25 protein-coding genes are annotated in these 26,466 nt (G+C 46.8%); 11 read left to right on the top strand and 14 right to left on the bottom strand.

The genetic code is table 11. The features are described from left to right. Positions 1-234: 234 nt before the first annotated feature. The 5 genes from OCV96_RS10470 to OCV96_RS10450 form a co-directional block, all read right to left on the bottom strand. Positions 235-1,407, bottom strand: a complete 1,173-nt coding sequence (locus tag OCV96_RS10470; RefSeq protein WP_262594482.1) for a glycoside hydrolase family 88 protein — start codon at positions 1,405-1,407, stop codon at positions 235-237. 215 nt (positions 1,408-1,622) lie between these two features. Beyond that, positions 1,623-2,462, bottom strand: coding sequence for a carbohydrate ABC transporter permease (locus OCV96_RS10465; protein WP_022312010.1), 840 nt, complete (start codon positions 2,460-2,462; stop codon positions 1,623-1,625). Positions 2,463-2,476: 14 nt separating this feature from the next. Continuing rightward, positions 2,477-3,268 carry a DUF7402 domain-containing protein gene (locus tag OCV96_RS10460; protein ID WP_262594481.1) on the bottom strand — a complete coding sequence of 264 codons (792 nt, stop codon included), beginning with the start codon at positions 3,266-3,268 and terminating at the stop codon, positions 2,477-2,479. After that, positions 3,268-4,167: a carbohydrate ABC transporter permease gene (locus tag OCV96_RS10455; protein WP_022312008.1), complete on the bottom strand. Its 900-nt coding sequence runs from the start codon at positions 4,165-4,167 to the stop codon at positions 3,268-3,270. The genes OCV96_RS10460 and OCV96_RS10455 overlap by 1 nt, the downstream gene beginning before the upstream one ends. 135 nt (positions 4,168-4,302) lie before the next feature. Continuing rightward, a complete protein-coding gene (locus OCV96_RS10450) occupies positions 4,303-5,667 on the bottom strand; it encodes an ABC transporter substrate-binding protein (protein ID WP_022312007.1) in 1,365 nt (454 codons plus the stop codon). A gap of 309 nt (positions 5,668-5,976) precedes the next feature. Here OCV96_RS10450 and OCV96_RS10445 point away from each other — a divergent pair, with 309 nt between their 5' ends. The 3 genes from OCV96_RS10445 to OCV96_RS10435 are packed head-to-tail and all read left to right on the top strand — an operon-like array spanning position 5,977 to position 11,406. Beyond that, positions 5,977-7,782: a sensor histidine kinase gene (locus OCV96_RS10445; protein ID WP_262594480.1), complete on the top strand. Its 1,806-nt coding sequence runs from the start codon at positions 5,977-5,979 to the stop codon at positions 7,780-7,782. A 33-nt stretch (positions 7,783-7,815) separates the two neighbouring features. Then, positions 7,816-9,414: a response regulator gene (locus tag OCV96_RS10440; protein WP_262594479.1), complete on the top strand. Its 1,599-nt coding sequence runs from the start codon at positions 7,816-7,818 to the stop codon at positions 9,412-9,414. 60 nt (positions 9,415-9,474) lie between these two features. Further along, positions 9,475-11,406 carry a heparinase II/III-family protein gene (locus tag OCV96_RS10435; RefSeq protein ID WP_262594478.1) on the top strand — a complete coding sequence of 644 codons (1,932 nt, stop codon included), beginning with the start codon at positions 9,475-9,477 and terminating at the stop codon, positions 11,404-11,406. An 11-nt stretch (positions 11,407-11,417) separates the two neighbouring features. On the opposite strand, the gene OCV96_RS10430 is transcribed toward OCV96_RS10435, so the two are convergent. Together OCV96_RS10430 and OCV96_RS10425 are read right to left on the bottom strand one after the other, a co-directional pair. Beyond that, a complete protein-coding gene (locus OCV96_RS10430) occupies positions 11,418-12,698 on the bottom strand; it encodes a GGDEF domain-containing protein (RefSeq protein WP_262594477.1) in 1,281 nt (426 codons plus the stop codon). Positions 12,699-12,714: 16 nt separating this feature from the next. Continuing rightward, the gene (locus OCV96_RS10425; RefSeq protein ID WP_262594476.1) at positions 12,715-13,740 is read right to left on the bottom strand and encodes an ABC transporter substrate-binding protein; all 1,026 of its coding nucleotides are present in this window, start codon (positions 13,738-13,740) and stop codon (positions 12,715-12,717) included. Positions 13,741-13,950: 210 nt separating this feature from the next. On the opposite strand from OCV96_RS10425, the gene OCV96_RS10420 reads away from it, so the two are divergent. The 3 genes from OCV96_RS10420 to OCV96_RS10410 all read left to right on the top strand — a co-directional run bounded on the left by OCV96_RS10420 (position 13,951) and on the right by OCV96_RS10410 (position 16,478). After that, positions 13,951-14,337: a hypothetical protein gene (locus tag OCV96_RS10420; protein ID WP_262594475.1), complete on the top strand. Its 387-nt coding sequence runs from the start codon at positions 13,951-13,953 to the stop codon at positions 14,335-14,337. 77 nt (positions 14,338-14,414) lie between these two features. Then, entirely contained in the window at positions 14,415-15,782 is a 1,368-nt protein-coding gene (locus OCV96_RS10415) for a putative ABC transporter permease (RefSeq protein ID WP_262594474.1), read from the top strand. 33 nt (positions 15,783-15,815) lie between these two features. Continuing rightward, positions 15,816-16,478 (top strand): PilZ domain-containing protein, encoded by a 663-nt coding sequence (locus OCV96_RS10410; protein ID WP_262594473.1) that lies wholly within the window; start codon positions 15,816-15,818, stop codon positions 16,476-16,478. Positions 16,479-16,552: 74 nt separating this feature from the next. Here OCV96_RS10410 and OCV96_RS10405 read toward each other — a convergent pair whose 3' ends face one another. From OCV96_RS10405 to OCV96_RS10395, 3 genes are all read right to left on the bottom strand, one after another. Continuing rightward, on the bottom strand, positions 16,553-17,017 hold the full coding sequence (locus OCV96_RS10405) for an Hsp20/alpha crystallin family protein (RefSeq protein ID WP_022311998.1): 465 nt from the start codon (positions 17,015-17,017) through the stop codon (positions 16,553-16,555). 305 nt (positions 17,018-17,322) lie between these two features. After that, a complete protein-coding gene (locus OCV96_RS10400) occupies positions 17,323-17,904 on the bottom strand; it encodes a DUF4352 domain-containing protein (RefSeq protein ID WP_262594472.1) in 582 nt (193 codons plus the stop codon). Between the two features lie 118 nt (positions 17,905-18,022). Next, positions 18,023-18,487 carry a cupin domain-containing protein gene (locus OCV96_RS10395; RefSeq protein WP_117466495.1) on the bottom strand — a complete coding sequence of 155 codons (465 nt, stop codon included), beginning with the start codon at positions 18,485-18,487 and terminating at the stop codon, positions 18,023-18,025. Between the two features lie 104 nt (positions 18,488-18,591). Here OCV96_RS10395 and OCV96_RS10390 point away from each other — a divergent pair, with 104 nt between their 5' ends. From OCV96_RS10390 to OCV96_RS10380, 3 genes are all read left to right on the top strand, one after another. Continuing rightward, entirely contained in the window at positions 18,592-19,071 is a 480-nt protein-coding gene (locus OCV96_RS10390) for an S-ribosylhomocysteine lyase (RefSeq protein ID WP_022311995.1), read from the top strand. A 33-nt stretch (positions 19,072-19,104) separates the two neighbouring features. Continuing rightward, positions 19,105-19,803: a 5'-methylthioadenosine/adenosylhomocysteine nucleosidase gene (locus tag OCV96_RS10385; RefSeq protein WP_117466494.1), complete on the top strand. Its 699-nt coding sequence runs from the start codon at positions 19,105-19,107 to the stop codon at positions 19,801-19,803. A gap of 79 nt (positions 19,804-19,882) precedes the next feature. Continuing rightward, entirely contained in the window at positions 19,883-20,917 is a 1,035-nt protein-coding gene (locus tag OCV96_RS10380; RefSeq protein WP_262594471.1) for a M42 family metallopeptidase, read from the top strand. Positions 20,918-21,013: 96 nt separating this feature from the next. Here the strand turns inward: OCV96_RS10380 and OCV96_RS10375 are convergent, their stop codons facing one another. The 4 genes from OCV96_RS10375 to OCV96_RS10360 form a co-directional block, all read right to left on the bottom strand. Then, positions 21,014-21,466, bottom strand: coding sequence for a GtrA family protein (locus tag OCV96_RS10375; RefSeq protein ID WP_022311992.1), 453 nt, complete (start codon positions 21,464-21,466; stop codon positions 21,014-21,016). 223 nt (positions 21,467-21,689) lie between these two features. Then, positions 21,690-22,652 (bottom strand): D-2-hydroxyacid dehydrogenase, encoded by a 963-nt coding sequence (locus tag OCV96_RS10370; RefSeq protein WP_118668560.1) that lies wholly within the window; start codon positions 22,650-22,652, stop codon positions 21,690-21,692. 194 nt (positions 22,653-22,846) lie between these two features. Beyond that, on the bottom strand, positions 22,847-24,196 hold the full coding sequence (locus OCV96_RS10365; protein WP_022153088.1) for a glucose-6-phosphate isomerase: 1,350 nt from the start codon (positions 24,194-24,196) through the stop codon (positions 22,847-22,849). 158 nt (positions 24,197-24,354) lie between these two features. Then, positions 24,355-25,176 carry a hypothetical protein gene (locus OCV96_RS10360; protein ID WP_118731160.1) on the bottom strand — a complete coding sequence of 274 codons (822 nt, stop codon included), beginning with the start codon at positions 25,174-25,176 and terminating at the stop codon, positions 24,355-24,357. A gap of 216 nt (positions 25,177-25,392) precedes the next feature. Here OCV96_RS10360 and OCV96_RS10355 point away from each other — a divergent pair, with 216 nt between their 5' ends. Together OCV96_RS10355 and OCV96_RS10350 are read left to right on the top strand one after the other, a co-directional pair. Further along, positions 25,393-25,635 (top strand): TIGR03905 family TSCPD domain-containing protein, encoded by a 243-nt coding sequence (locus tag OCV96_RS10355; protein WP_022311989.1) that lies wholly within the window; start codon positions 25,393-25,395, stop codon positions 25,633-25,635. 25 nt (positions 25,636-25,660) lie between these two features. Continuing rightward, positions 25,661-26,466 (top strand): undecaprenyldiphospho-muramoylpentapeptide beta-N-acetylglucosaminyltransferase (locus tag OCV96_RS10350; RefSeq protein WP_262594470.1); only part of this gene is annotated, 806 nt, incomplete at its 3' end.

The following is a 26,466-nucleotide window of genomic DNA, read 5'->3' as shown; positions in this document are numbered from 1 at the left end:
TGCCGAAGATGTTTGTCGTAGAGTGTGAGATTTTCTTGAAAAGTGGTCTGGCAACAGGGCGAAAGCGAACACGATGTTCGCGTCAGCCGATCGTCGACATGGATGTCGACTGTAGGCGGGCCCGTCATAATGAGAAAAACTAAGCCACTTTTCTTTAGAAAATCCACACTCGGAGACCTTACATCAAGGCATGCGTATCTGTATGGGCTTCGTATGATATCAATTTAATATAATCTACCAGTACTCTCTCCAATCCTTCAATAACCGGGTCAGTGCCTCCATGTAGAAGTAATCTCCCCAGGAATTGCACTCATCCACGCCGTAATGATTACAGGTATTGTAAGGAGAATGGTTGGAGTAGGTGCTGTGCAGCACCAGTCCGTTGGATTCCTTCGGATCCTTTACGGCATAGCCCACATAGACAGACCGCATGATCTGTTTTGCCAGTGTAATGTAATGCTCTGCCTCCTCCGGCTCCAGGTATTTCGCCATCTCGAGCATTCCACAGGCTGCAATGGAAGCGGAAGAAGAATCTCTCGGCTGGTCATCCCCGTCGGTGAATTCCAGATCCCAGTAAGGTACCAGATCTTTGGGCAGATGTGCCAGAAAATACTCTGTTACATGCCGGAACAGATCAATATATTCTTTTCTTCCGGTATAGCGGTAAGCCAGTGCCATACCGTAGACACCCCATGCCTGGCCTCTCGCCCAGGCGGATCCGTCACGGTAACCCTGACAGGTGGCACCATGATCCGGTGCTCCCGTCTTCATATCAAAAAAGAAGGTATGCCAGGTAGAATAATCCTCACGGATCACATTGGCAACAGCGGTATGAATATGTTTCTCCGCAATGTCACGGTATTTCGGATCTCCGGTCTCATCGGATGCCCAGTACAACAGAGGCAGATTCAGTAAACAGTCAATGATCAGGCGGTAATTCTCCGGAGCATCCATGGGGCCCCAGGCCTGAATGAACTCGCCTACGGGATGATATCTGGTGATCAGCTGATCTGCTGCTTTGATAGCTGCTTCCCTGCCTTCCTTGCTTCCGATCAGCTTATAAGCTGCCACGCAGGAAGGAGAATACAGAAATCCCATATCGTGATGATCTACTTCGATCTTATTGTCAATACGGTCCAAAAAGCTCTTCACCTGCACCTCACCTGCTTTTTTCAGGCGTTCGTCCTGTGAATATTCATAAGCCAGCCAGATCTCTCCGGTCCAGAACCCACAGGTCCAGTAATTGTTCGGAATCGGCTGATAGAAACCGTTCTCGCTGTAGGCATTCTGGAACTGATCGGTAAATTCCGGCAGATCCCGGATCACCTGCTCCGTGGAAAACCGCAATGCTTCTTTGATCTCTTTTTCTGTTATCTGAGAATATTTTTTCTCGTCAAACGTAATCATTTTCTATTGTCCTCCTGATCTTTTATCGTTCTGACATTTATTTTCAGTAACTATTCAGAACTCCATTTGCAAAACCGCATCTTCGATGCTTGCTTTTTACTCTGAACAGTTACTATTTTCATATAAAAACAGCCCAGGTGCAGGTCTCTTCCATGTCAAAAGCCAGTGCGCAAAAGCGTGTCTGGATGGAATATTGCCTGCGCCTGAGCGTAACACTAACCCTTCAGTCCCGTAGAAGCAACACCTTCTACGAAGTATTTCTGCAATACCAGGAACACGATCAGCACCGGGATCAGCGACAATACCGATCCTGCCATGATCAGACCGTAATCGGAAGAGTACTGGCTGATGAACATTTTTAATCCCAGCTGAATGGTCTTCTTCTCCTGACTCTTTAAGTAGATCAGAGGTCCCAGATAGTCGTTCCAGGTCGCCACGAAGGTGAAGATCGTCAGTGTGGACAGTGCCGGTTTCGACAACGGCAGCATGATGCTGGCATAGATCCGGTACTCACTCATACCGTCGATTCTGGCGGCTTCACACAGATCGTCGGGAATGCCTTCATAGAACTGCTTCATCATGAATACACCGAATGCGGAAAACGCCTGCAGGCAGATCATAGCAAGCAGCTTATCGTTCAGTCCCATTCTTCTCATCATGATGAACTGAGGTACCATGTATACCTGCCAGGGCATTGCGATGGTTGCGATGTATGCCAGGAACAATCCGTTCTTATGACGGAAGTCCAGTTTTGCAAAGGAATATGCTGCAAAGCTGCTGGTCAGTAACTGTAAGAAAGTAACGATCAATGTCAAGTATACCGTATTTCCCACGAATCTGCCAAAGGGAATCTTCGTCCAGATCTTCACGTAATTGTCCCACTTGGGGTTCGCAGGGATCCATACAAAAGGATTCATCTGGAATACTTCTCTGTCACTCTTGATGGATGCGGAAAGCATCCACAGGAAAGGAATGATCATGACCACTGCGATCAGAATGAGAATCGCATATACGATCACTTTGCCAAAAACGGCTTTTTTATGTGCTGATTTCATAATCTGTGCGCCTCCTAACGTTTTACCCTGCCGTACACTTCAATCTGACTCAGTGCCGGGAAGGGGGATGGATCTTCTGCTTTGATCAGGTTGCAAAGCTCCAGCCAGGTGATCTCTTTCTCGGGGATCGGCAGTACATGTGCCCTGCTGCTCTTCTCTAAGGGAAATTCCTGTTCACTGCCATCGGAAAACCGGATCGTTACCTGCTGCCACCAGTTGTCATGCGGGAAATCGGATCTGGTGTACAACACGATCCTGTCTGCCAGTACCGGTCTGCCGAAGTCCAGCTTCATAGCTGCATCATCCTGCATGTTGATTCCCCAGGATTCGTAGGGCCATTCTCCGTGGGAGCGGTTCGCCCGGACACCGTCAATGGCGTTTTTCGCTGCGAATACACTCTCGCCTCTGGTCTCCACATTGGCTGTCGCATGAGGATAACAGGGAACATCCATATGCTGATCCGCAGGATTCAGTGCCAGGTTCCGGTAAGCTGTGATTTCATCTTCTCTTGCGACTTCCGCATAGAGATAATGTTTATTTCCGGAAAATACCTTAGGGGACATGCTGATCCTTTTTTCCCCGAAGGGAACATAATAGGATACATTGTCGGTTATGTATACGAAAGCATCCCCAAGAGCATCATCCACCTGTAAATGTACATGTATATTTTTCTCATCGGTCTCCAGCACGATCCGGTCACCCTCTTCATAGGTATGGGTGCAGACCAGATCCACAAAATCCTCACCGCTGCTGACGCAGATGGTGTTGCTGTCCTTATCGAGAACCTTCAAAGCCAAGATTGCCATTATGCTTTCTCCCTCTTTGCCTGACCGCGGAACTGAATGATCGTTACGAACAGTACCATCAGGAACAGTACCATTGCTACAGAGCTGGAGTAGCCCAGATCCCAGTCAATAAATGCTTTCTGATAGATGTAGTATACAAGAACGGTTGCTGAAGTGGTTAACTCTCCGCTTCCACCGCCTGCCAGCATGATGGCGATATCGTACACCTTGAAGCAGTTGATGGTCAGCATGACGACTACGAAGAAGGTCGTGGAAGACAACTGCGGCCAGGTCACATAACGGAATTTCTGCCAGGTATTTGCACCGTCCAGACTGGCTGCCTCATACAGTTCAGAGGAGATTCCCTGTAAGCCTGCCAGGTAGATTACCATATAATAACCCATATATTTCCATACACTGAACAGAATCATGGAGAACAGTACCAGTCCGCCGGTGAACCACTGGGGAAGCTGATCCTGCGGTACATTGAAAACATTCAGCAGAATGTTGTTCACAGGTCCTTTGGAGGGGTGGAACAGCATTTTCCATACTGCGGTGATTGCTACCAGAGAAGCTACATATGGGAAAAAGGAAAGAGTTCTAAAAATGCCTCTTCCTATTACTTTCTGATTTAACACGATGGCCAGTGCCAGAGATGCGATCATGGTCAGAGGCACGGTACCGATACAATAAATAATGGTGTTTTTAAATGCTGCGATAAAGAAAGTATCTTTCCACAGTCTTGTAAAATTACTGATGCCTGCCCACTGGATCGGGTTACTCCCGTCCCACTTCATGAAAGCAAGGGCAAAGGCAAAAATAATGGGGATCAAAGTAAATACGCAGAAACCGATAAAGTTAGGTGCAATAAAGGAGTAGGCCACCAGATCTCTTTTGGTTTGACGGCTTAATTTCCGCATAACAATTCTCCTTTCAAACGCTTTTTGTGTCATCTTTTGCGTCTTTTTCTGATAAGAAAGGGGCCGTAGGTACGACCCCTTAAGTCTTATTCAACATTCAACAAACATTCAATACTTTTATAGAGAAGATCTTCATTACTGAGCCTGAAGGTCAGCTACCGCTTTATTCATTGCAGCAATACCATCATCAATGCTCATCTCACCGGTCATGATGCTTCCATGATAGGAATCCAGAGCGGAGTTAATCTCAGATACATTGGGAGCGTAAGGAACTTCCAGGTACAGGTTGGATACAGTCAGAGCCTCCTTGCTGGCTTCATCGGTGGGGAATCCTTCCAGACCGGAGATCATGTCTACTACTTCATCAGTCATCATTGCAGGGAAGTTACCACTGGAAGCCATAACTGCTGCGCCTTCTTCACCGCTTACCCATTTAACGAAATCCCAGGACGCATCGGGAGTATCACTTGCAGTGGTTACAGCCAGACCGGTGATGGTACCCAGAGTAGAACCGGGCTCTACGCCTTCTGCATGGGGATACTTAACGATACCCCAGTTACCGCACAGGCTTGAATCATATTCGCCGGACTTCAGGTTGGACATCATGGTTGCGATGAACCAGGAGCCCATGTTCATCATTGCTACGTCTCCACCGGAGAATGCTGCGGAATAATGTAAACCTTCGGTCTTCAGATCCGTGTACTTTCTGCATACACCGTCAGCTTCCTGATTCAGAACCATCTCATAGTAAGGTTTGAAGAAATCATAGTTTCCATCCAAAATAGTATGCTTACCATCCAGAACACCGAACAGCTGAACTGCACTTCTCCATGTGTGATAATGAGCACCGTATACCTGAGAGCCGAAGGTGGTATCGGTCATCTCTCTTGCCAGAGCATCGTACTCATCAAAGGTCATATCGTTGGTAGGATAAGCAACACCCTTGGCATCAAACAGATCCTTGTTATAGAACAGTACCCAGAAGTCATTTCTGAAAGGCAGCTCATACAGGCTTCCGTCTACAGTTACCTGATCGGTAACACCTGCGTATTTGCTTAAATCCACGCCATCTTTGGAGATGTAATCATCCAGGGAAAGAATAGATCCCTTCTGTACCAGCGTTGCATATCCGGGTACATCCTTGACGGTTACTACATCGAAATCGGATCCGCTGCCGGAAAGCTCAGTTGCCAGAACGGTCATGTAATCGGTAGAACCAAGATCTACCATCTCAATAGTTACACCGGGATGAGATGCTTCATATGCGTCCTTAATGTCACCCCAGTACTGTGTGGTCTCCTGATCCCAGATAGCCCACTTTAAAGTAACTTCTTCTGCAGGTGCTGCTTCCGTGGAAGCTGCTGCAGCCTCAGTGGTTGCTGCTGCGGGTGCCTCACCGGTGGAAGCTGCTGTGCTGCCGTTATCGGAGCTGCCGCAGCCTGCAAGCATGGTGGTCATCATTGCTGCTGTCAGTACTAAACTTAATACTTTCTTTTTCATGTAAACCCTCCTGTTAATTTGATACTATGTTACGTCTGTTACGAATCCGTTGTTATCGGTTCCTTGACTGTAACTAAAGTATAACGAAAAAGGCCGAGACATGACATGGAAAAATTTATAATAGTATTCACAATTTTTTATAATTTGTTTACATTTTTTCAGAAAGCGCTTTCAGAAAATGTATTTTTTTATTTTAACATGCACTTTTTTTAGTATCTTGTTTTTCCAACTACCTTTTTTCTTTCGTTATGTTATACTGAATGCATGAAAAAGACTGTTTATCACTCAAAAAGCATACGAAATCGCATATTGATTTTCACGCTGAGTGCCATTTTGGGAATGTGCCTGTTGATCAGCCTGTTCAGTTATTACATATTCCGGCACTATCTGCAGAACACTCTGATCCAGTCCACCGAGACCAGCCTGCGACTGTTGTCGGAATCCATGGACAACAGTATTGATGAAGTGTACCGGTTGGTCAGATATTGCCAGACAGATTCCAATATTGCCAATTATATTGAACATAACCCCAATCCCGGCTCTGTCCTGTCCGTATCCACTTATGATTCCTTCTACGAGGAATGCAGCCGGAATTCTTCTTATAATTATATGCCCAGAATTGCCATTGTCTCACAGGAGCATTATCTGCAGGTGGTAACCGCAACGTACTCTTCTACCGCAGATCTTGCAACGCTGATTCCGGAGCTTCCTTATTATGAAGAATTACTGACTGCCGATGATTATGATTTTTCGCCCGGTATTGTATCCGATCCTTTTCACCGTGCGGGACGTAAAGTATTACCTGTGATCCGTCCCATTACCTACCAATACAATAACAGGCAGGCAGGATATCTGTTCATCGAAATATCCGCAGATCTGTTCACCATACCTTTGAAGGATTACAGTTGTCCGTCAGACAGCTTTCTCTATCTGTCCATTGCAGGACATACCTATATTTATGAAAACGGAGGCTTGCAGGAATTTACGCCCGAATATAGTATTCTGGATGACCTGAGCACATATTCTCTCACGGGCACCACACAGATTTCCAAAATCCACAGTGCTACCATGGGAGAACAGATTCTGGTCACCACTCCGTTAAATATGCCGGACTGCTACTTAAGTCAGCGTATTTCACATGCGGAGCGGACCAATCAGGCGGTTTTGTTCATGGGAATCCTTGCCTGCATCCTGATCGGCATTTTGTCTATCGGTGTCGTTCTGATGCTGTTGATGAATCGTATGATCACGGTACCTGTATCTAGGCTGCAGACACGGATGGTACGCATCGCCGGCGGAGACTTCTCCAGAGACCCTTCTGTGGAATGGGATCACGAACTTGGGGATATCGGACGGGGAATCAATGATCTGTCGGAAAATGTATCGGAACTTATGGAGAAACGACTGGAAGATGAGAAACAGAAACAGGATCTGGAATACAAGATGCTGCAAAGCCAGATCAATCCTCATTTCCTGTATAATACACTGAACTCTATCAAATGGATGGCAACCATACAGGGGGCAACCGGTATCTCCGAGATGACCACCTCCCTGTCCCGTCTGTTAAAAAGTATTTCCAAAGGCACCAGCCTGTTGATCGATATCCGGGAAGAATTATCTCTGTTGGAGAACTATTTCACCATTCAGAGCTACCGCTACGGCGGCACCATTACCATGGACATTCAGGTGGATAATGAATCTCTGTACAACAGTGAGATTATCAAGTTTACATTGCAGCCTCTGGTGGAAAATGCAATTTTCCACGGTATCGAACCGAAGGGCTGTGCCGGACACATCCGGATACATGTCGGCTATGAGACATCGGACAACACCGAAAAGATCCGTATTGATGTCACAGATGACGGTGTAGGCATGACAGCGGATAAAGCTGCACAGGTATTACGCTCCAACGACGACAGTTCCGCGGATTTCTTCCGGGAAATCGGTGTCAGCAATGTGCATAAACGCTTACAATACCAATTTGGTGCAGAATATGGCATTACCATAGAAAGCAAAGAAGGGGAATATACGACTATGTCCATACACATACCGAATATTCCTCTGCATAACAATGAAACTGTTTCATCCGAAACTATTTCATCTGAAAACACTTAATCCGGACAGGAAGCTGTCCAGAACGGAGTTACTATGTATCAGCTTTTAATTGTGGATGACGAACCTCTGGTTCAGGCTGGAATCCGTTCCATGCTGAACTGGAACGAAATGAATATCGAGATCTGTGGAACTGCCATGAACGGTCAGGCGGCGCTGAAGATTATTGAAGAAAAATCTACTGACATCGTGATCACGGACATTAAAATGCCGGTCATGAACGGTCTGGAGCTTGCGAAAACATGCAGAGAACGCTATGGGGATAACTGCCCTTATTTTATCATTCTTACCAGCTATGAGGATTTCCAGATGGCAAGGGATGCCTTGTCTTATCAGGTATCCGATTATCTGGTCAAACTGGAACTGACACCGGAAGTACTGAAAAATGCCATAGGCCGGGTGCTCACACAGATTTCCCAATCTCGTAAAAAGCAGCTGTCCGCCGTAAATATTCATCCTTTTTACGACAAATTCCTGATCAGTCTCCTGCATGACCTGTTCGAGTCCGAAGAACAGTTCCGTCTGCAGAGCAGAGATCTGAATCTGAATTTCGATTACGGTGCTTATGTGTGCTGTTACGGAGAGATCATCAGCCCTCAGGCCGACCAGATGTCTGCCGAAAAACAGATGCCTCTGTTCACCAGTTCGTTACAGATGATACGGGAACTGGGGGCTAAATATCTGCCTCTTTATGCGTTGTCTCTGGATCTGCGCCATTTTGCACTGATTTTCTGCTTTGCGGATTCCTCCGATACCGATGATTATGTGGAAAGTCTGACAGACATTCTGCAAAGCATCAGCGGAACACTGCAGAATTACTATAATGTAACACTGCGTTGCGGCATCGGCATCCCGGTTCAGACTCCCGCTACCATCTGTGACTCCTACCAGTACGCGAGACAGATCTTCCGAAATACGGAATCCAAGGACGCAATTATAGCTTTCGATACCGATCATTCGCAGGAAAACGCCAAGAATTCTTTTAACATCAGCCTGTTTAAAAATGATCTCACCAGAGCCTTTGAAGAGTATGATCCGGATATTCTGCAGACTACAATTCAGTCCCTCTGCGATCTGTTCCGGGATCACCCTGGGCACTATGTGCAGGCTCTGGACGCTGCCAGCAATATTCTCTATCTGTCGATTTCCCTGCTGCAGGATGGCGAATCTATCGTATCCGGATTTTTTGCAGACGATCCGGATGGCTACCGTTCCCTCTATAAGCAGTCCAATGTGGATCACGTGATCCAGTGGCTGCAATTCTTCTGCGGACAGCTGTGCGAATTGTTCCAATCCCGTCGAAAGGATTATAAAAACCACATCGTAACTAACGTCCGGAAATATATTAATGAACATGTTAGCGAGCGGTTGTCCCTGAATGAAGTAGCAGCGGTATTCGGCATCAGCCCGAATTACTTAAGCCAGCTGTTCAGCAAATACAACGATACCGGCTTCAGTGAATATATCAACATCTGCAAGATCACGGAAGCCAAACGGCTGCTGGAAGAAGAAAATATGAAGGTCTACGAGGCCGCAGAGGCTCTGGGCTTCGAGAGTGCCTTCTATTTCAGCAAGGTATTTAAACGGGTGGAAGGTGTCTCCCCCACGGAATACGTCAACAATAAGTTCAGTTAACTGCTATTACGGTTTGTCTCTTATTGGGAATTATGAATATGGAAAGGCAGGATCAGAGAAATGAATTCACAACCGATAAGTATAGAAAAGCGTTTTTTGGAGACAGCAAATGCATTCCACGGAAACAGCCACCCTTTTCACCCATTTCCGAAGGCTGTGGACCGAAAGGCTTATGAAGGACTCCCGGCAGCATTGAAGGAACTTCTGATTCAGGCCGGTGAGGCAAAGCTGGGATATGAATTCCCGGTGATACATGCCACAGATTACATGCGTTTTAAAAAAGACGGTGACCGGGCTGCTTTTGAAGCCCTCTATTTTGCCAAACGCAATGCCCTGAATGATCTGATTCAGGCAGAATGTGTGGAGCATCAGGGACGTTTTCTGAATGATATTCTCAACGGTATTTATTCTATCTGCGAAGAGACTGCCTGGCAGCTTCCCGCGCATAACTCCTATATCCGCGATACCCCGCAGTTGATCCTGCCGGATGTGACCAGGCCCGTCATGGATCTGTTCGCCTGCGAGACCGGAGCTTTGCTGGCCTGTGCGGCTTATCTGCTGGAAGACGATTTGAATGCGGTCAGCCCTTTTATCCTGACCTGCATCGAGGACAATCTGAAGCGCCGGATCCTGCTGCCCTACCTGACCGCACATTTCTGGTGGATGGGACATGACGATGAGCCTATGTGCAACTGGACCGTATGGTGTACACAGAATGTACTGCTGACCACGTTCCTGATGCCCTGGAGTGTGGAAATGTCCTCTCGGTTGTCCTCTCCGGTGCGCACATTCTGTGGAAATGCTCCGTTGTTCCTGCCGGAGAATACGTCTGACACAGTTGTCACATTGCAGGCGATTCTGCATAAGGCCGCTGAAAGCTGTGATTATTTTCTCAAGGATTACGGCAATGACGGCTGTTGCGAGGAGGGTGCCCAATATTATCGCCATGCAGGACTATGCCTGTACGGTGCCATGACTGTGCTGAACACGGTTACCGACGGTCATTTCGACACCCTGTTCCGGTGGGATAAGGTAAAAAATATTGCATCCTATATTCTGAACGTGCATGTGAATGATAAATACTATTTCAATTTTGCTGACTGCTCTCCCATCGCCGGCCGCGCCGGGGTTCGGGAATATCTCTTCGGCAAAGCCACCGGGCAGGCGGATCTCTGCCTGTTCGCTGCAAAAGATTTTCAGGCGGGACAGGGTCAGCTTGTCACAGATGAAGTGAACGGTGGGAATCTATTCTATCGTATGCAGACCGTATTTCATTATGAAGAACTGATGCAGCAGAATACTTCCGGAACACTTTCCCACCGGGATGTCTATTATCCCAGCGTAGGGCTGTTCCTCGTGCATTCCGATACTCTGGATCTGGCAGTCAAAGCCGGAGACAATGCCGACAGCCACAACCACAATGATACCGGCAGCATCACCTTATACAAAAATGGACTGCCCATTCTGGCGGATATCGGTGTGGAGACCTACACCCGGAAGACCTTCTCTCCCAGACGTTACGAGATCTGGACCATGCAGTCAGGGTATCACAACCTGCCTACAATCTGCGGTACGGATCAGAAGGACGGTGTGGAATACCGTGCGGAAAAAGTGGTGACGGAGCTGACCGGAGCCGAACCTTCTATTTCCATGGAACTGGCTGCCGCCTATCCCGATGCCGGAGCCGTTGTACCGGGTCTGACCTATAGCCGCAGGGTGACATTAAAAAAGTCTTCCAACACTGTCGTATTGGAAGACCATACAAATGCACAAGATGTTATTCTTAATTTTATTACTTATGAAAAACCTGTTATTCTTTCTGACGGTAAACTCTCCATCGGAGAAGCATCTACCTCCTTCGAAGGGGCTGATCTACTTGCCATAGAAACTTTACCGATCACGGACGCACGCCTGAAAACGGCATGGGATCATGATCTGTACCGGATCCGGCTGAAGGGCAGCGATGCCAGCTTCCGGCTGACTATTCAGTAAAGCCTGAAATTTCAGGCTTTTCTCACGGAATGTTTATTCTTGTACATTTCATCATCTGCCCGTTTTATAGTTTCTTCCAGAGTTTCTGCTGTCTTGCGAAAGGCTCCGCCGATTGCAAGACGGCAGTAAAACTCTGCTGTTACATCCGATAAATTTCCTTTCTCATCTCCACGCATGGTACTTACCAGTTCCTGTACTTTTTCTTCCGTACAATCTCTGATCGGCATTACAAATTCATCTCCGCCGATACGGAATCCGCTTGCTTGCTCCGTGAGATACCTCCGGATAAATTCCGCTGCTTTCAGGATCACAGCATCGCCTTTTTCATGTCCGAAGGTATCATTCATGCGTTTCAAATTGTCAATGTCGAAATAAATTACACCGATGGTACAGTCATTCTGCAGTTCTTTTAACTGTTCTTTGTAGTGTCTCTTGTTGTAGAGCTGCGTCATGCTGTCATGATTGCTGTTCCAATCGGCAATAGCCAGCTGGGAACTGGACGCAATGATATCATGCTCCATTTTCTTCATGGATTCACACAGCCGTTCCAGTTCATCTCCGGTTCTGATGTTCATCCGGCTGATGGGAGATTCCTTACCATCCCGCAAAATGGCAATAGAATAGCTGGAAGCCGCCTTGGACATGGCATTTAACGGTCCCAGCACATTGTGCTGCATAAACCAGATCATAAAGACTCCGAAAAGCACCGTAATCGATGTAACAATGATGGTAATATACCCTAAATAAGTCAATTGCTCCCTTCTGACATTTTCTGTGGAAATTCCTACGATAATATAAGCCACCGGAATATTGTATGAGGAATTCAGCGGAATGTAGTAATCGCTTCTTCCGTTATACTCTAACGGTTCTATTTTCTCACATGCGATCAACTCGTCTTTTATAGCATTCTGTACCTCATCATAGGGGCGGATATCTCCTAAAAATGCTCCGTTTTCTGTCAGATCTGTGTCATACACATAACAGCCTCCACCATCCCTGAAATTGACCACGCTGATCTGCAATACATTTTCACTGGTGTTGCGATAGTCAATGAGTTTATTCCATACCTCGTAATACGCCGTATTTCTCCGTCTGTTGTCCAGATAGCCCGTTACGCTGTCTCCGTCTACCACCAGTCTGCAGGTATTCGCCACAGTCTGCGCCAGAGAATCTGTGTAATTCCGATTGACATTCATATAATTGACGTAGTTTACAAATATGAAGCTCACGTCCATAATGCATACGATGATAACAATAGCCAGAACGATTTTATACTTTAATGATTTTTTCATTCGTAATCCTCGGAAATCAATACTTTCTCTGATCTATATAGTCGGCTGCATTTTCATAGGTATAGATGTTTTCCTCAGTGTTATAGATCTTGTCCACCTCTCTGCCGGCTTCCAGTTCTTCTATGACCGTCTCCACAGTGGATGCCAGCAGCGGATTACACTCCACGGTGGCATGTAATTTCCCCGCCATCATATTTTCAAAGCTTTCGTGCAAAGCGTCAAAGGAGATCATAATGATGTCTCCCTCAGGCCCATAGCTCTTGCCGTTCCGGTCCAGTGCTTTCATGGCACCAAAGATCATGTTATCATTTTCCGAAATGATAACATCAATATCCTTTACCGTTCCTTTGCTGAGCAGATTTTCCATATAGGTCTGGCCTTCCCCCTGAGTGAAATTGGCACATCCCCTGTCTACGATAGTCCAGTTCGGATGTTCCTCCACTCCATGTAAAATACCGTTCGTTCTTCCGATGGCAGCGGTAGCTCCTTCAGTTCCTTCCAGCAGGACAATGTGGATTGTCTCGTTTTCCCGTCCCTGCTCTGTTAAATATTGATCCAGCCACGTTACAGCTTTCCGGCCTTCCTCTTCAAAATCCGAACCGATCCAGGACACGTATTCCGTTTCATCCACAGCGATTTTACGATCCGCTACGATGACCGGTATCCCAGCTTCCTTTGCGGCATGTATAGCATCCTCCCATCCGGTCTCCACGATGGGCTGCAGGATAATATAATCTACTTTCTGCTGGATCAGATCGTACATGGCTTTTACCTGGCGCTCCGAACTGGAATTGCCGTCGATATAGATCAGATCGTAGCCTCTTTCTTTGGTGAACGTATTCAGATAATCATTGGTATTGGCATCTCTCCAGTCAGACTCTTTTCCCGTCTGGATCATCCCCACCCGGATGAGACCGTCATTATACCCCGGTGCCGCACCCCGGATCAGTTGCTGCGTTTTGTCGGCTCGTTCAGTCCCACATCCGATCAACCCCAGACAAAACATCAGCACACAAGTCACGGCAACTATTCTTTTTTTCATGTAACCACCCCTGGTTCTTTATTTATCGTTATTTTTACCGTTATCTTCTCTTTTCCGAATCATGCCTCTTACGTTTTATAGTACCATCTTCCTGTATAGGGTGCAAGCCATCACCGGTGGTCCTCAAAATAATTTTACGCTTTTTTTATCTTTTTAACAAGGTCTACCTATCGGATACTGATCATCAGTATCGTCATGATGATCCTGTTCGTGGGATCCAATCTATATCTGAGCCGGATCAATTCTCAACAGCTGGAAGCTACCATGTATATGAGCCAATACCGTCTGGGTTCCAAAACGCTGACCGCTGCCGTACAGCCTTATGCCGTCACCGGAGATAAGACCTATTACAACAATATGAAGGAATTACACGAGGACAAGAATTGTGACATTGCCTGGGAAAGTCTGCAGCAGGACGGTCTAACAGACAATGAATGGGAGGAGATAAATCATATCGCCGAGATTTCCGAGATCTTAGTTCAGATAGGGCAGGGAAATTACCGTGTAGAGCCTACCGAAGAATATGTCGATGGCTTCGTACACTTTTCCAACGGTTTTTATCACCATTTTGTACATTTTTCCAACATTGTAATTTAGTCATGGTTTCTATCATGCCGTTGTGATATGATGGAACAAGACAATATTCGACATTCTTCGACGAAAGAGGTGCCCCTATGACAATAACCTGGTTATGCCTGTTCTGGTTGTTTTTCTTCTATTCCTTTATTGGATGGTGTATTGAGGTATGTGCTGCTGCGGTGCAGCATCGGAAATTCGTTAACCGCGGATTCGTAGCGGGTCCCCTATGCCCGATCTACGGTTTTGGTGCCATATTGTTCGAGATTTTCCTGCCGGAACTAACGGAAGACCCGTTTTTCCTGTTCCTGGGTGGTTTTGTTCTGGCTTCCCTGCTGGAATATTTCACGGGAATGTTTTTCGAGAAAGTCTATAAGAAAAAACTGTGGGATTACTCCCGTTTCCGCTACAACGTAGGTGGCTACATCTGCCTGCCTTTTTCCCTGCTGTGGGGTGCTTTAAGTGTTGTGACGGTAATGTTTGCAGATCCGTTATTATGCGGACTTTTTGACCGCATTCCGCACTTGCTTTCCGTTGTACTTCTGTTGGTGCTGGGCGGGCTGCTCCTGTTGGATGCCGTTGGTTCCGCTTTATCTACTTTAAGCCTACAGGTACAGGCAAAGCACCGGGTGGAGGCCTCTCTGGAAAAGCAGACCGCCCGCCTGGATCAGATTACAGAAGGGCTGGGCCAGACTTCCCGTTTTCTGGAAAATGCCCTGACAAGACATATACAGAAGCGACTGCAGAAATCATATCCTTCTATCAGCCTGGATGCTCTGGTAAAGGCCAGAGCCGAACATAAGAAGTCCACCATTTTTGCTGAGGGCTGCTGCTTTTATAAATTGTTTTCCCTCTTTTTCATCGGTGCTTTTTTAGGCGACATTACAGAGACGATCTTCTGCCGTGTCACCGCCGGTGTATGGATGAGCCGCAGCAGTGTCATCTACGGGCCTTTCAGTATTGTCTGGGGTTTGGGCTGTGCCTTCCTTACCCTGCTGCTCTACCGTTACCGCAACAAGAGCGACAGTACTATTTTTCTGGCAGGTACCCTGCTGGGCGGTGCTTACGAATATATCTGCAGTGTCTTCACGGAAATGGTCTTCGGCACGATTTTCTGGGACTACAGCGGATTTGCCTTTAACTTAGGCGGCCGTATCAACCTCTTGTACTGCTTCTTTTGGGGAATTGCCGCTGTGGTATGGCTGAAACTGATCTATCCGAAGCTTTCCGGCTGTATTGAAAAGATTCCGAAAAGAACCGGCACAATTGTCTGCAATATTTTGATTGTATTTATGATTGTGAACATGTTGATCTCCGCACTGGCGCTGGCCAGATATACGGAGCGCAACGGTGCTTCCTATTCCGTGGAAACAACAGAGCTTAACGGACTGGAACAATTTTTAGATACGCATTATCCGGATGCACGGATGGAACGCATCTATCCCAATGCAAAAATGGTGAATTAAATGATTTTGTAAAGATAGGAGATCACCAGACTTATGCAGATCGATGACTTGACAGCAGGGTTATCCCTTAGCTTTTTGATCAATCTTAATACCGAGCAGCTTCAATTTGAATCCAAAATTCTGGAGGTATATCCTCGCAGGCACACTTTGCTGGCGCAGGGTGTGTTTACTGATGATAAAATTATCTCTTTCCGTGGAAAAGGACTCGTCGTAGATCTCATTGTCACACTTCCGGAGGATAAACCGCAGCTGTTCAAAAACGTTACTACCAATGTAGTAAAGCTTTCCGATGGAACACTGTGCTATACTGTCTCCTCCATCGCCGGAAGCAAAACCTATAACCGCCGGCAAAGCTACCGCTGCTATGTCGGTATCGAAACTGCTGTCCAATGCGGCCTAAACCGTGCCGCCCACGATGCCATCATCAAGGACATCAGCTACAACGGCTTTTCCGTGGTCAGCAAAGAAGATTTAAAACTGGAGGTCAATCAGACCGTCCATGCCGTCTTGAATGATCATATGGATGAAACCGCCGAAAACTTCAACTTCCATCTCTATGGACTGGTTGCACGGATACAGGAACTGGAAAACGGGCTGTTTCTCTACGGCTGCCGTCTCAACAATCCGGTTCCGGGACTGGAACAATATATTATAAAAAAAGAACGGGCTGTCTTACGGAAAAGACAGTCATCCTGAGATTCTACGCAACTATTTCGTATAACGCAAAAAACCGCTGCCCCTTACGGGGCAACGGTTTTTGTATTCAAAGATTATCCCTCAATAGCGATGTATTTATTGGTCTCTACCGCAGGCTTTGCTTCCTTCTTAGGAACATTCAGAGTCAGGATACCATGTTTGAACTCGCCCTTGATATCCTCCTGAGTCAGGTTGTCACCAACATAGAAGCTACGCTGGCAAGCTCCGGCATAACGCTCCTTGCGGATGTATTTACCGGTCTTCTTCTCCTGCTCATCCTCATCCAGACCTTTGGCAGCCTCAATGGTCAGATAACCATCCTCCAGAGAAACCTTAATCTCATCTTTCTTGAAGCCGGGCAGATCAACGATCAACTCATAGTTGTCATCGGTCTCCTTGATATCGGTCTTCATTACATTATGTGCATGTCTGCCATACAGTTTCTTCTCTATCTGATTCTCTGCTCTGTTGTCAAAGAAAGGTACATCATCAAAAAAGTCATCAAATAAGTTCTCTCCAAAAATGCTAGGTAATAACATAAGTCATCTCTCCTTTTCTATTAAACATATGTCGGTGTCTTTCGATACCTCTTACCTTTTGTCCTCCGGCAACCGCCGGAGAATTTCGGAACCAGTCAGAGGATCTTCGATCAATCTCTTGATCTTTCTTCCTCTCCCTTGTTCTAGTTGTACTATAACACGCATATATAAGTATGTCAATTAAGGAAAAATTATATAATTATAAATTAAAAATAAACTGCAAAAAAGAACCAGAACACTGTGATTCACAGTACTCCGGTTCTTTTTTACAGGCAAAACCGCCAGTCTTACTTATTTGTTTTCTCTTACTTATCCTTTGCAGTAAAGAATACGAAGAATACATCTCCCTCAGTGTCATTGGAGAACTGCTCCAGATAAGAAATGGAATAATCCTTGGAATCTTCCGGTACTTCAAATACCAGCAGACCGGTTTTCTCTTCGTTAACACCCAGATCATACTCTTCCGGCAGCTGTTCGTCACTTACAGTGTTACCATAGTAGGTGATAGGTGCAGCGTATGCGTCATCGTTATCATCATCGCCCCACTGGATCTGGAAATCGGTGTCATACATGGTAACGGTAGAACGATCGGTGTTCTTAACGGTTATTTCTGCTACTAACAGCTTATTTCCCTCGGAAGGGGTATATCCTTCATAGTCATTGCAGGTATATGCGCTGTTTACAGTGTAATCGAAGAAGTAAGTTCTCATTACATCTCCCATACGTCCTTCTGCATAGCCGTCATCATCTGCGGTTACCACACCACTCTTGCTGCTGGTATTGGATCCGGAACTTGCAATATTCTGAATTACGCTGTCTACAGGACCACATCCTACCAGACTAAATGCCAGTACAGTTGCTACAATAATTCCAACAAATTTTTTCATTTTCTTTCTCCCTCTCATTACCCTTATTGTGCATGCAGTCATCTGCACGCGAAGCCAGTATAGCACACAAAATGGCAGAATGCAACGCTTTATTGCGCTACTTTGCGAATGTAAGTGCTTACTCACGGGTCAGACGCAGGATCACATCGCTGTGTTCCGGATATTTTTCCAATAGTTTTTTCCGTTCAAACAGTTCAAATTCTTCATATTTAAAACAGGGTGAAACCATACAGCCCACCAGACTGAAACCCTCTTCCTCCATGGCAGACCCGAAGATCATTCCCTTCGGAACCAGTACCTGCGGGACTTCTCCCTTTTCCAGGTCCAGCCCAAGTTTCGCCGCTGTGAGTTTTCCGGCCTCATCGATCATATAAATCGTCAACGCATTGCCGTCATGATAATACCATACCTCATCCGACTTCAGGCGATGAAAATGGGACACTTCCCCCTTTGCCAGCATAAAATAAATGCTGCTCCACAGGTTCCTCTCTTCTTTTTCCAGCAGGCATTCCTTGAAATAACCGCCCTCCACATGGGGCTCCATTTCCAGATGCTCTATATAATATTCCGCTGAATGCTTCATACTCTTATCCCTCCGGCTATTTTCTTTTCTACTGAATTAGTGTATACTATGCAGAGAAAAAGCGCAATTATTAACCTGAAAGATTGTGCGGAATGGAGAATATCATGGAAAAAATAGCAAGCTTCACCATTGACCATATCAAGCTTCAGCCCGGTGTCTATGTATCCCGCAAGGATCACATCGGTGCAGAGGTCATCACCACCTTCGATCTGCGTATGACCAGTCCCAACGAAGAGCCTGTGATGAATACCGCAGAAGTACACACCATTGAGCATCTGGGGGCAACTTTCCTGCGCAACCATCCGGAATACAAGGACAAGACCGTCTACTTCGGCCCCATGGGATGCCGTACCGGCTTCTATCTGCTGCTGGCCGGAGATCTCTCTTCTAAGGATATTGTTCCTCTGATGGTGGAAATGTTTGAATTCATCCGCGATTACAAGGGTGAGGTACCCGGTGCTTCTCCCAAAGACTGCGGCAACTATCTGGATATGAATCTGGGTATGGCCAACTATCTGGCAAAACGCTATCTGGATAATGTGCTGTACGGCATTGACGACAGCCGTCTGGTATATCCGGAGTGATTACAATTATTTAAGAAAGAACAGGAAACACACATGAAAAAAATCGGAATCATCGGTGCCATGGAGCTGGAAGTGGAAACTCTCAAGGCTCACATGACCACCACTAATATCACGACCAAAGCAAATATGGAATTTCACGAGGGTACCCTGAACGGTACTCCCGTAGTCATCGTCCGCAGCGGTGTCGGCAAAGTCAATGCCGCTCTCTGCGTACAGATTCTGGCAGACCTTTTTCAGGTCACTGCCATCATCAACACCGGTGTGGCAGGATCCCTGAATGCCGCTCTGGACATCGGAGATATTCTGATCTCCAAGGATGCCCTGCACCATGATGTAGATGCCACCATTTTCGGTTACAAGCCTGGGGAAGTTCCCCAGCTGGGATGCCGGGAATTCCTTGCAGATGAGCATCTTATCGAGGTTGCTGCCAGCACCTGTCAGGAGGTCAATCCGGACATTCACGTTCATACCGGGCGTGTAGTCAGCGGAGATCAGTTCATTTCCAGCAAAGAAGTCAAGGACCGCCTGATCAAAGAATTTCAGGGGGACTGTGCCGAGATGGAGGGTGCTTCCATTGCCCACGGTGCTTACCTGAACGGTATTCCCTTTGTCATCATCCGTGCCATTTCCGACAAGGCGGATGACAGTGCCGAGATGGATTATCCTACCTTTGAAAAGGCCGCAGCGCTCCACTCCGCCAAGCTGGTAGAGGCTATGATGCCTCGGATCTGATCCGGGCGGCTGTCCTGTGGATCGAAAACAATGCCTGCTACACAGGCTTTGCAGGCAATAGAAAGGCATGCATATTAACATGAAAAAAGAAAAGAAATACATTGAATATATCTTAAAACAGGCCGAAGCCCTGCTGGCTATCGACAGTCCTTCCGGCTTCACGGAAAAAGTAACGGATTACCTCTGTGAAGAATACAAGCGCCTCGGCTACAAACCGGTCAAGACCAAAAAGGGCGGCGTTCTCGTAGAGATCTGCGGTAAAGGCAACGCGGTTCTGACCATGGCCCATGTAGACACGCTGGGCGGCATGGTGGCAGAGATCAAGATCAACGGCCGTCTCCGTCTGACTAAGGTCGGCGGCTTAAACGCCAACAATATCGAGACCGAGAACTGCCGTATCTATACGCTGGACGGCAAAGTATACGAAGGCACCGTACAGCTGACGGATGCTTCCATCCATGTCAACGGCGATTACCAGAAGTCCGAGCGTACCTTCGATTCCGTGGAAGTCCTGCTGGATGAAAAGGTATCTTCCAGGGAAGATGTCAAGGCACTGGGTATTGAGAACGGTTCCTTCGTCTGCATGGATCCCCGGACCCGCATCACGGAGTCCGGTTACATCAAGAGCCGTTTTCTGGATGACAAGCTCAGCACCGCTATTCTGCTTGGCTTCGCAAAATATGTAAAAGACGAGGATCTGAAGCTGTCCCGTAAGGTCTACCAGCATATCACGGTCTTCGAGGAAGTGGGTCACGGTGCCTGCGCTTCCGCTCCGGAAGATGTGGAGGAACTGCTGTCCGTAGATATGGGTTGCGTCGGAGAGGGTCTGGAATGCACGGATCGTCAGGTATCCATCTGCGTCAAGGACGGCCACGGACCTTATCATTATGATGTCGTCAAAGGCCTGATCCAGGCCGCAAAGGACAATCATGTCGACTACGCCGCAGATGTTTACCCCTACTACGGCTCCGATGCTGATGCCGCATTAAGCGCCGGTATTGATGCCAGACACGGACTCATCGGCCCCGGTGTCTACGCTTCCCACGGCTACGAGCGTTCCCACAAGGATGCAGTTGCCGCAACGCTGGAATTGTTGAAGGCTTATCTGGCATAGCAGAGAAATAGAATGCACACAAAAAGCAGTCCGAAGATCGACAGATTTTCTGCCGTCTACGGGCTGCTTTTATATTATGTTCTACTATTGATCTACTTATTTGGCTTCTTCCGCTTCCGTATCTTTTTTCTTATTGAATACGAACAGCTTACTGAATACATAGTTGCCGATGATGACCAGAACTGCGGAGATCAGGGTTGCCACCAGCAGATTTACACCGATTGCGGTCAGTACCTGCATCACTACCATATCCAGAATCAGCGTGGATACTCTGGAAAGTACAAATTTCGGTGCTTCGGACAGCATCGGAGCATTGCTCTTGAATACAAACTTACGGTTGGTAAAATATGCGAAAATGACACCCGCCGTCCAGTTGATAACACTTAATACAACATTCTGAAAGGGTGTGGGATACATTGTGTTGTCAAATAACAGGAAGTTTGCCAGGAATTTTGCTGCCCAGGATACGACCGTGGTCAGTCCGCCTACGATCAGGTATGCAATGATCTCTTCATACTTGATCCAAAGTGCCTTTATTTTTTCTACCATATTGTTCCTCATTTCTCTGTGCTAAGGTTAACAAAACTATTCAGAACCCCATTCGCAAAATCGCCTCTACGAGGCTTTCTTTTTGCTCATGTGGTTACTTCGCCCTATAAATAGTTAACTACAAATAACAAATATACACAAATATCCCCTTAAATGCAAGCATTCCAAAGACATTTGTGTATATCTTAATCACTGTTTATGAAATTCTATACCACCGTATGGCTTATAAATTTACCACGTTACGATTCTCACCACGCATAAATGCCTTAATGTTCTCGTAGACGCCCTGTACGCAACGGGTACGTGCCTCCACGCTGGCCCATGCCAGGTGCGGTGTGATGATCAGCTTGTTACTGTCTTTTAACTGGCTTAAAGGATTAGATAACTCCAAAGGCTCCTTTTCCAGGACATCCAGACCTGCTGCCTGAATCTCTCCGGCCACCAGTGCTTCATAGAGATCAGCATTATTTACCACGGGGCCTCTTGCCACATTGATGAGGATTGCTGTCTTTTTCATCTTACGAAGGGCTTCCTTATCAATGAAATTACGGGATAAGTCACTTAACGGACAATGCAGGGACAGGAAATCGCTCTCTTTTAACAGGGTATCCTTGTCCACCTGCGGATAATCCGTACAGGTGCTCTTGCCCGTGATGGAATAAAAGATTACCTTACAGCCGAAAGCGGTAGCGATCGCTGCGGCTCTCCTGCCGATATTCCCCATTCCTACAATGCCCCATGTCTTACCTTCTAATTCATAAAAAGGTCTGTCAAAATTAGAAAAACGATCCTGTGCACTGTAAGCGCCGGATTTTACATATTCATCATAGTAGGGCAGCTTCTGGCTCAATGCCAGCGCCAGAGTAAAAGTATGCTGTGCCACCATGGCTGTGGAATAGTCCACCACATTTGCCACCTTGATGCCTCTGGACTTGCAATATGCCAGATCACAGTTGTCGTATCCGGTGGCAAGCTCACAGATCAGCTTCACATTGGGGCAATCCTTCAGGGATTCCTCTTTCATGGGAGCCTTGTTGCAGACAATGACATCCGCATCGCCCACACGCTCTGCCACTTCCTGTGCAGTAACGGTATTCGGGTAACTGGTCACTTCTCCCAATTCATTAAAGCAGTCCACCGGCACATCCGTGCCGGCGCTGTTTCTCTCCAGTAAAACAATCTTCATCTCTAGCAATTTCTCCTGTCTTTTGTTTTCTTTTCGTAATAGCATAATAACATAGTAGAATAAACGATTTTTCCGGGCTATCGCCCTACTTACTTATTCCATCATACAGCAACAGCGTAATGAAATCAATTCATTACGCTGTCCTTTTCTGCTTTTGAAACATATTACTGCCGGAGTGATCCCGCCTCTGTGGCTTACAATCTCTTCAGCAGTTCTTCTCTCTGTGCCTCGTAACCGGGCTTGCCAAGCAGAGCGAACATGTTCTTCTTGTAGCTCTCTACACCGGGCTGGTTGAAAGGATTTACACCCAGCAGGTATCCGCTGACACCACACGCGAACTCGAAGAAGTAGAACAGCTCGCCAAGATAGAACTCATTTACCTCGGGAACGGTTACCATGAAGTTGGGAACCTGACCGTCAGTATGTGCCAGAATGGTTCCGTTCATAGCGCTCTTATTGACGAAATCAACGGTCTTGCCTGCCAGATAGTTCAGACCATCCAGATCTACAGGCTCCTCACCGATCGTAAGCTCCTCTCTCGGAGTGTCGATATTGATCACGGTCTCGAACATTACACGGGAACCGTCCTGAATGAACTGACCCATGGAATGCAGATCGGTGGTCAGATCCACACTTGCGGGGAACAGACCCTTGTTGTCCTTACCTTCGCTCTCACCGAACAGCTGCTTCCACCACTCACTTACATAGTGAACAGCGGGCTCATAGTTCGCCAGGATCTCGACACTCTTGCCCTTGCGCAGTAAGATGTTACGCAGAGCCGCATACTGTAAAGCATCGTTCTCTTCGAAATCATTCTCCAGGGCACGCTTTCTTCCGCTGGCTGCACCTTCCATCAGCTTGTCAATATCAGCACCGCTGACAGCGATCGGTAACAGACCTACCGCGGTCAGTACGGAGAAACGTCCTCCCACATCATCGGGTACTACGAAGGTCTCGTAACCTTCCTCATCAGACAGATGCTTTAAGCTTCCCTTCGCCTTATCGGTGGTAGCATAAATTCTCTCTGCCGCGCCCTTCTTGCCATATTTAGCTTCCAGCTTCTCCTTGAATACACGGAAAGCAATAGCGGGCTCTGTGGTGGTACCGGACTTGGAGATCATGTTGATGGAGAAATCTCTGTCGCCTACTACATCCATCAGGTGCTTCAGATAGGTGGAGCTGATGGAGTTACCACAGAAGTAGATCTCCGGAGTCTTACGTACACTCTTATCCAGTACATTGTAGAAGCTGTGGCTTAAGAACTCGATAGCCGCTCTGGCTCCCAGATAAGAACCACCGATACCGATAACCAACAGAACGTCGGAATCACTCTGGATCTTCTTCGCTGCTGCCTTGATGCGGGCGAACTCTTCCTTATCGTAATCTACGGGAAGATCGATCCATCCCAGGAAATCATTGCCTGCGCCGGTCTTGGATACCAGGGTCTCCTTCGCATCCAGGGTAAGCTTCTTCATGTAACCGATCTCTTCTTCAGAAATAAAAGAGCCGGCCTTGGAATAATCAAATGTAACTTGTCTGCTCATAATGCTCCTCCTTATATCTTGCAGATATATCACGCATTCTTGCGTTACTTACTTAAAAAATCCGTTTTTATTTTAACAAAGTTACATCTCATTTTCAAGACATATCTATAGATCCGGGGAATGTTTTCTGAATTCTTTCGGACGTCTGACATTTTCCGCTATACTGTAAGTAATTCCTGAAGCAATGCCTGTAATTCTTCCTCCGTGACTCTGGCGGGATCCTCCGGTCTCTGCGGCAGCACTTTTTCTCCCGGCTTTTCATGTGCGGCATTTTCTACGGAAAATACTTCTCTGTCCAGACGATCTCCCGTTTCTTCTGGCTGCGCCATTCTGCTGCTGATCGGCATCAGTTCCACCGTCCGCCTGCCGGAAGCTCTCTGCTGTCGTCCTCTCGTTCTTCCGGCCGCACTGATCTCCTCCCCCAGGCTTCCCGGTCCGTAGAGTCTTTCATAATCCTGTTCCGTGACAGAGATCCGGCCCGACAGATGATTTTCCAGATAATCTATGAGATTCGTCTTCAGAACCCTGCGTTTCCCCTTGATATCCATCATGGCCGACAGAGAAAAATACAGATACATCCCTAAAAAACTTACTATGTAAAAAGGCAGGATTTCCCCCAGCATCCTTCCGCCCATGATCCCCTTGCAGATCCCGATACCGGCAAACACAATGGAAAACAGCATGCACTGGCCGGACAGATGATACCAGGCATCAAAGGATAGGTGTCCAAACGCCAGCCGGTTGAGGAACTTGTCCACAAACACCGGAATGTTTGATACTCCACCATTTAACTGGTAACAATTTGCAAATTTTACTTTACACTGTTTCAACAGGCGGTTATTCGTCGTTGCCATATTATCTGTCTCTTTTATCATCGTATGGTAAAATCCTGCCAGAAGCAGACGCACCAGAATACTAAGTCCCAGAAATACCAGAATTCCGGTTGTGATCACTTTTTCTTCTTTGAAAATCGTAAACATAACCTGCGCTCCTTTCTATCGCTTCCTTAGAGTATAACGTATTAGAGGCTTGTTTTGTACGTTTTTTCATCGTCATTCTTCTACGTTGCCGAACAGAAAAAGTATTTCTTTTACATTTTTCGTGAAAAGAAAACCTTGTACATATTGTTGTATAAATGCCAAAAATCTGCTATAATCACTCCTTAGAAATTCAGTTTGAAAAGGATGGTTTTACATATGATATACAAGACAAAAGGTACCTGTTCCACTTCGATCGATGTAGAATTAAAGGATGGTGTTATTGATTCCGTAAAATTCACCGGTGGATGCAACGGTAATCTGCAGGGAATCAGTGCTCTGGTAAAAGGAATGAAGCCGGAAGAAGCAATCAGCCGTCTCAAGGGGATCCGCTGCGGTTTCAAGCCTACCTCCTGTCCTGACCAGCTGGCTCATGCCCTGGAAGAAATGATCGCACAGTAATCTCACCGACAAGAAGGATTTTATTATGAAAAAAATCGTATTGACCGGCGGCGGAACTGCCGGACATGTAACCCCCAATATTGCTTTATTACCGGCGTTGCAGGCGGCCGGCTATGAAATTGCCTATGTGGGATCTTATGAAGGCATTGAGAAAAAGCTGATTGCGGATTTCAACATTCCTTACACAGGCATTTCTACGGGCAAATTCCGCAGATACCTGGATCCGAAGAACTTCTCCGATCCGTTCCGTGTCATGAAGGGATTTGTGGAAGCGAGAAATTACCTGAAAAATTACCAGCCGGATGTAGTCTTCTCCAAGGGTGGCTTCGTAAGCGTCCCGGTCGTCCGCGCTGCAGCTTCCTTACATATTCCCTGTATCATCCACGAATCGGATATGACACCGGGACTGGCCAATAAGCTGTGCATTCCCGTGGCAGAAAAGGTATGCTGCAATTTCCCGGAGACTATGAAAAATATCCCTGCCGACAAAGCTGTCCTGACCGGTTCTCCCATTCGTGCGGAGCTGGCACAGGGCAGCCGGCTGGCCGGACTGAACATGTGCGGCTTTACTGCCAATAAACCTGTCATCATGGTCATTGGCGGAAGTCTGGGTGCAGCTAACGTGAACAAGGCTGTCCGCGATGCATTGCCGAAGCTTCTGGAGGATTTCCAGGTAGTACATCTCTGCGGTAAGGACAAAATCGACAACCTGTTGTTAAATACACCCGGATATAAACAGTTTGAATATATCAAGGCGGAACTAAAGGATATTTTCGCCATGGCAGACGTGGTGATTTCCCGTGCCGGAGCCAATGCCATCTGTGAACTTCT

Origin of the sequence: Waltera acetigignens (assembly GCF_025567015.1) — a bacterium.
GTDB classification, from domain to species: Bacteria; Bacillota; Clostridia; order Lachnospirales; family Lachnospiraceae; genus Acetatifactor; species Acetatifactor acetigignens.
The sequence above is the reverse complement of the archived record's forward strand: the minus strand, read 5'-3'. Positions and strand labels throughout refer to the sequence as shown.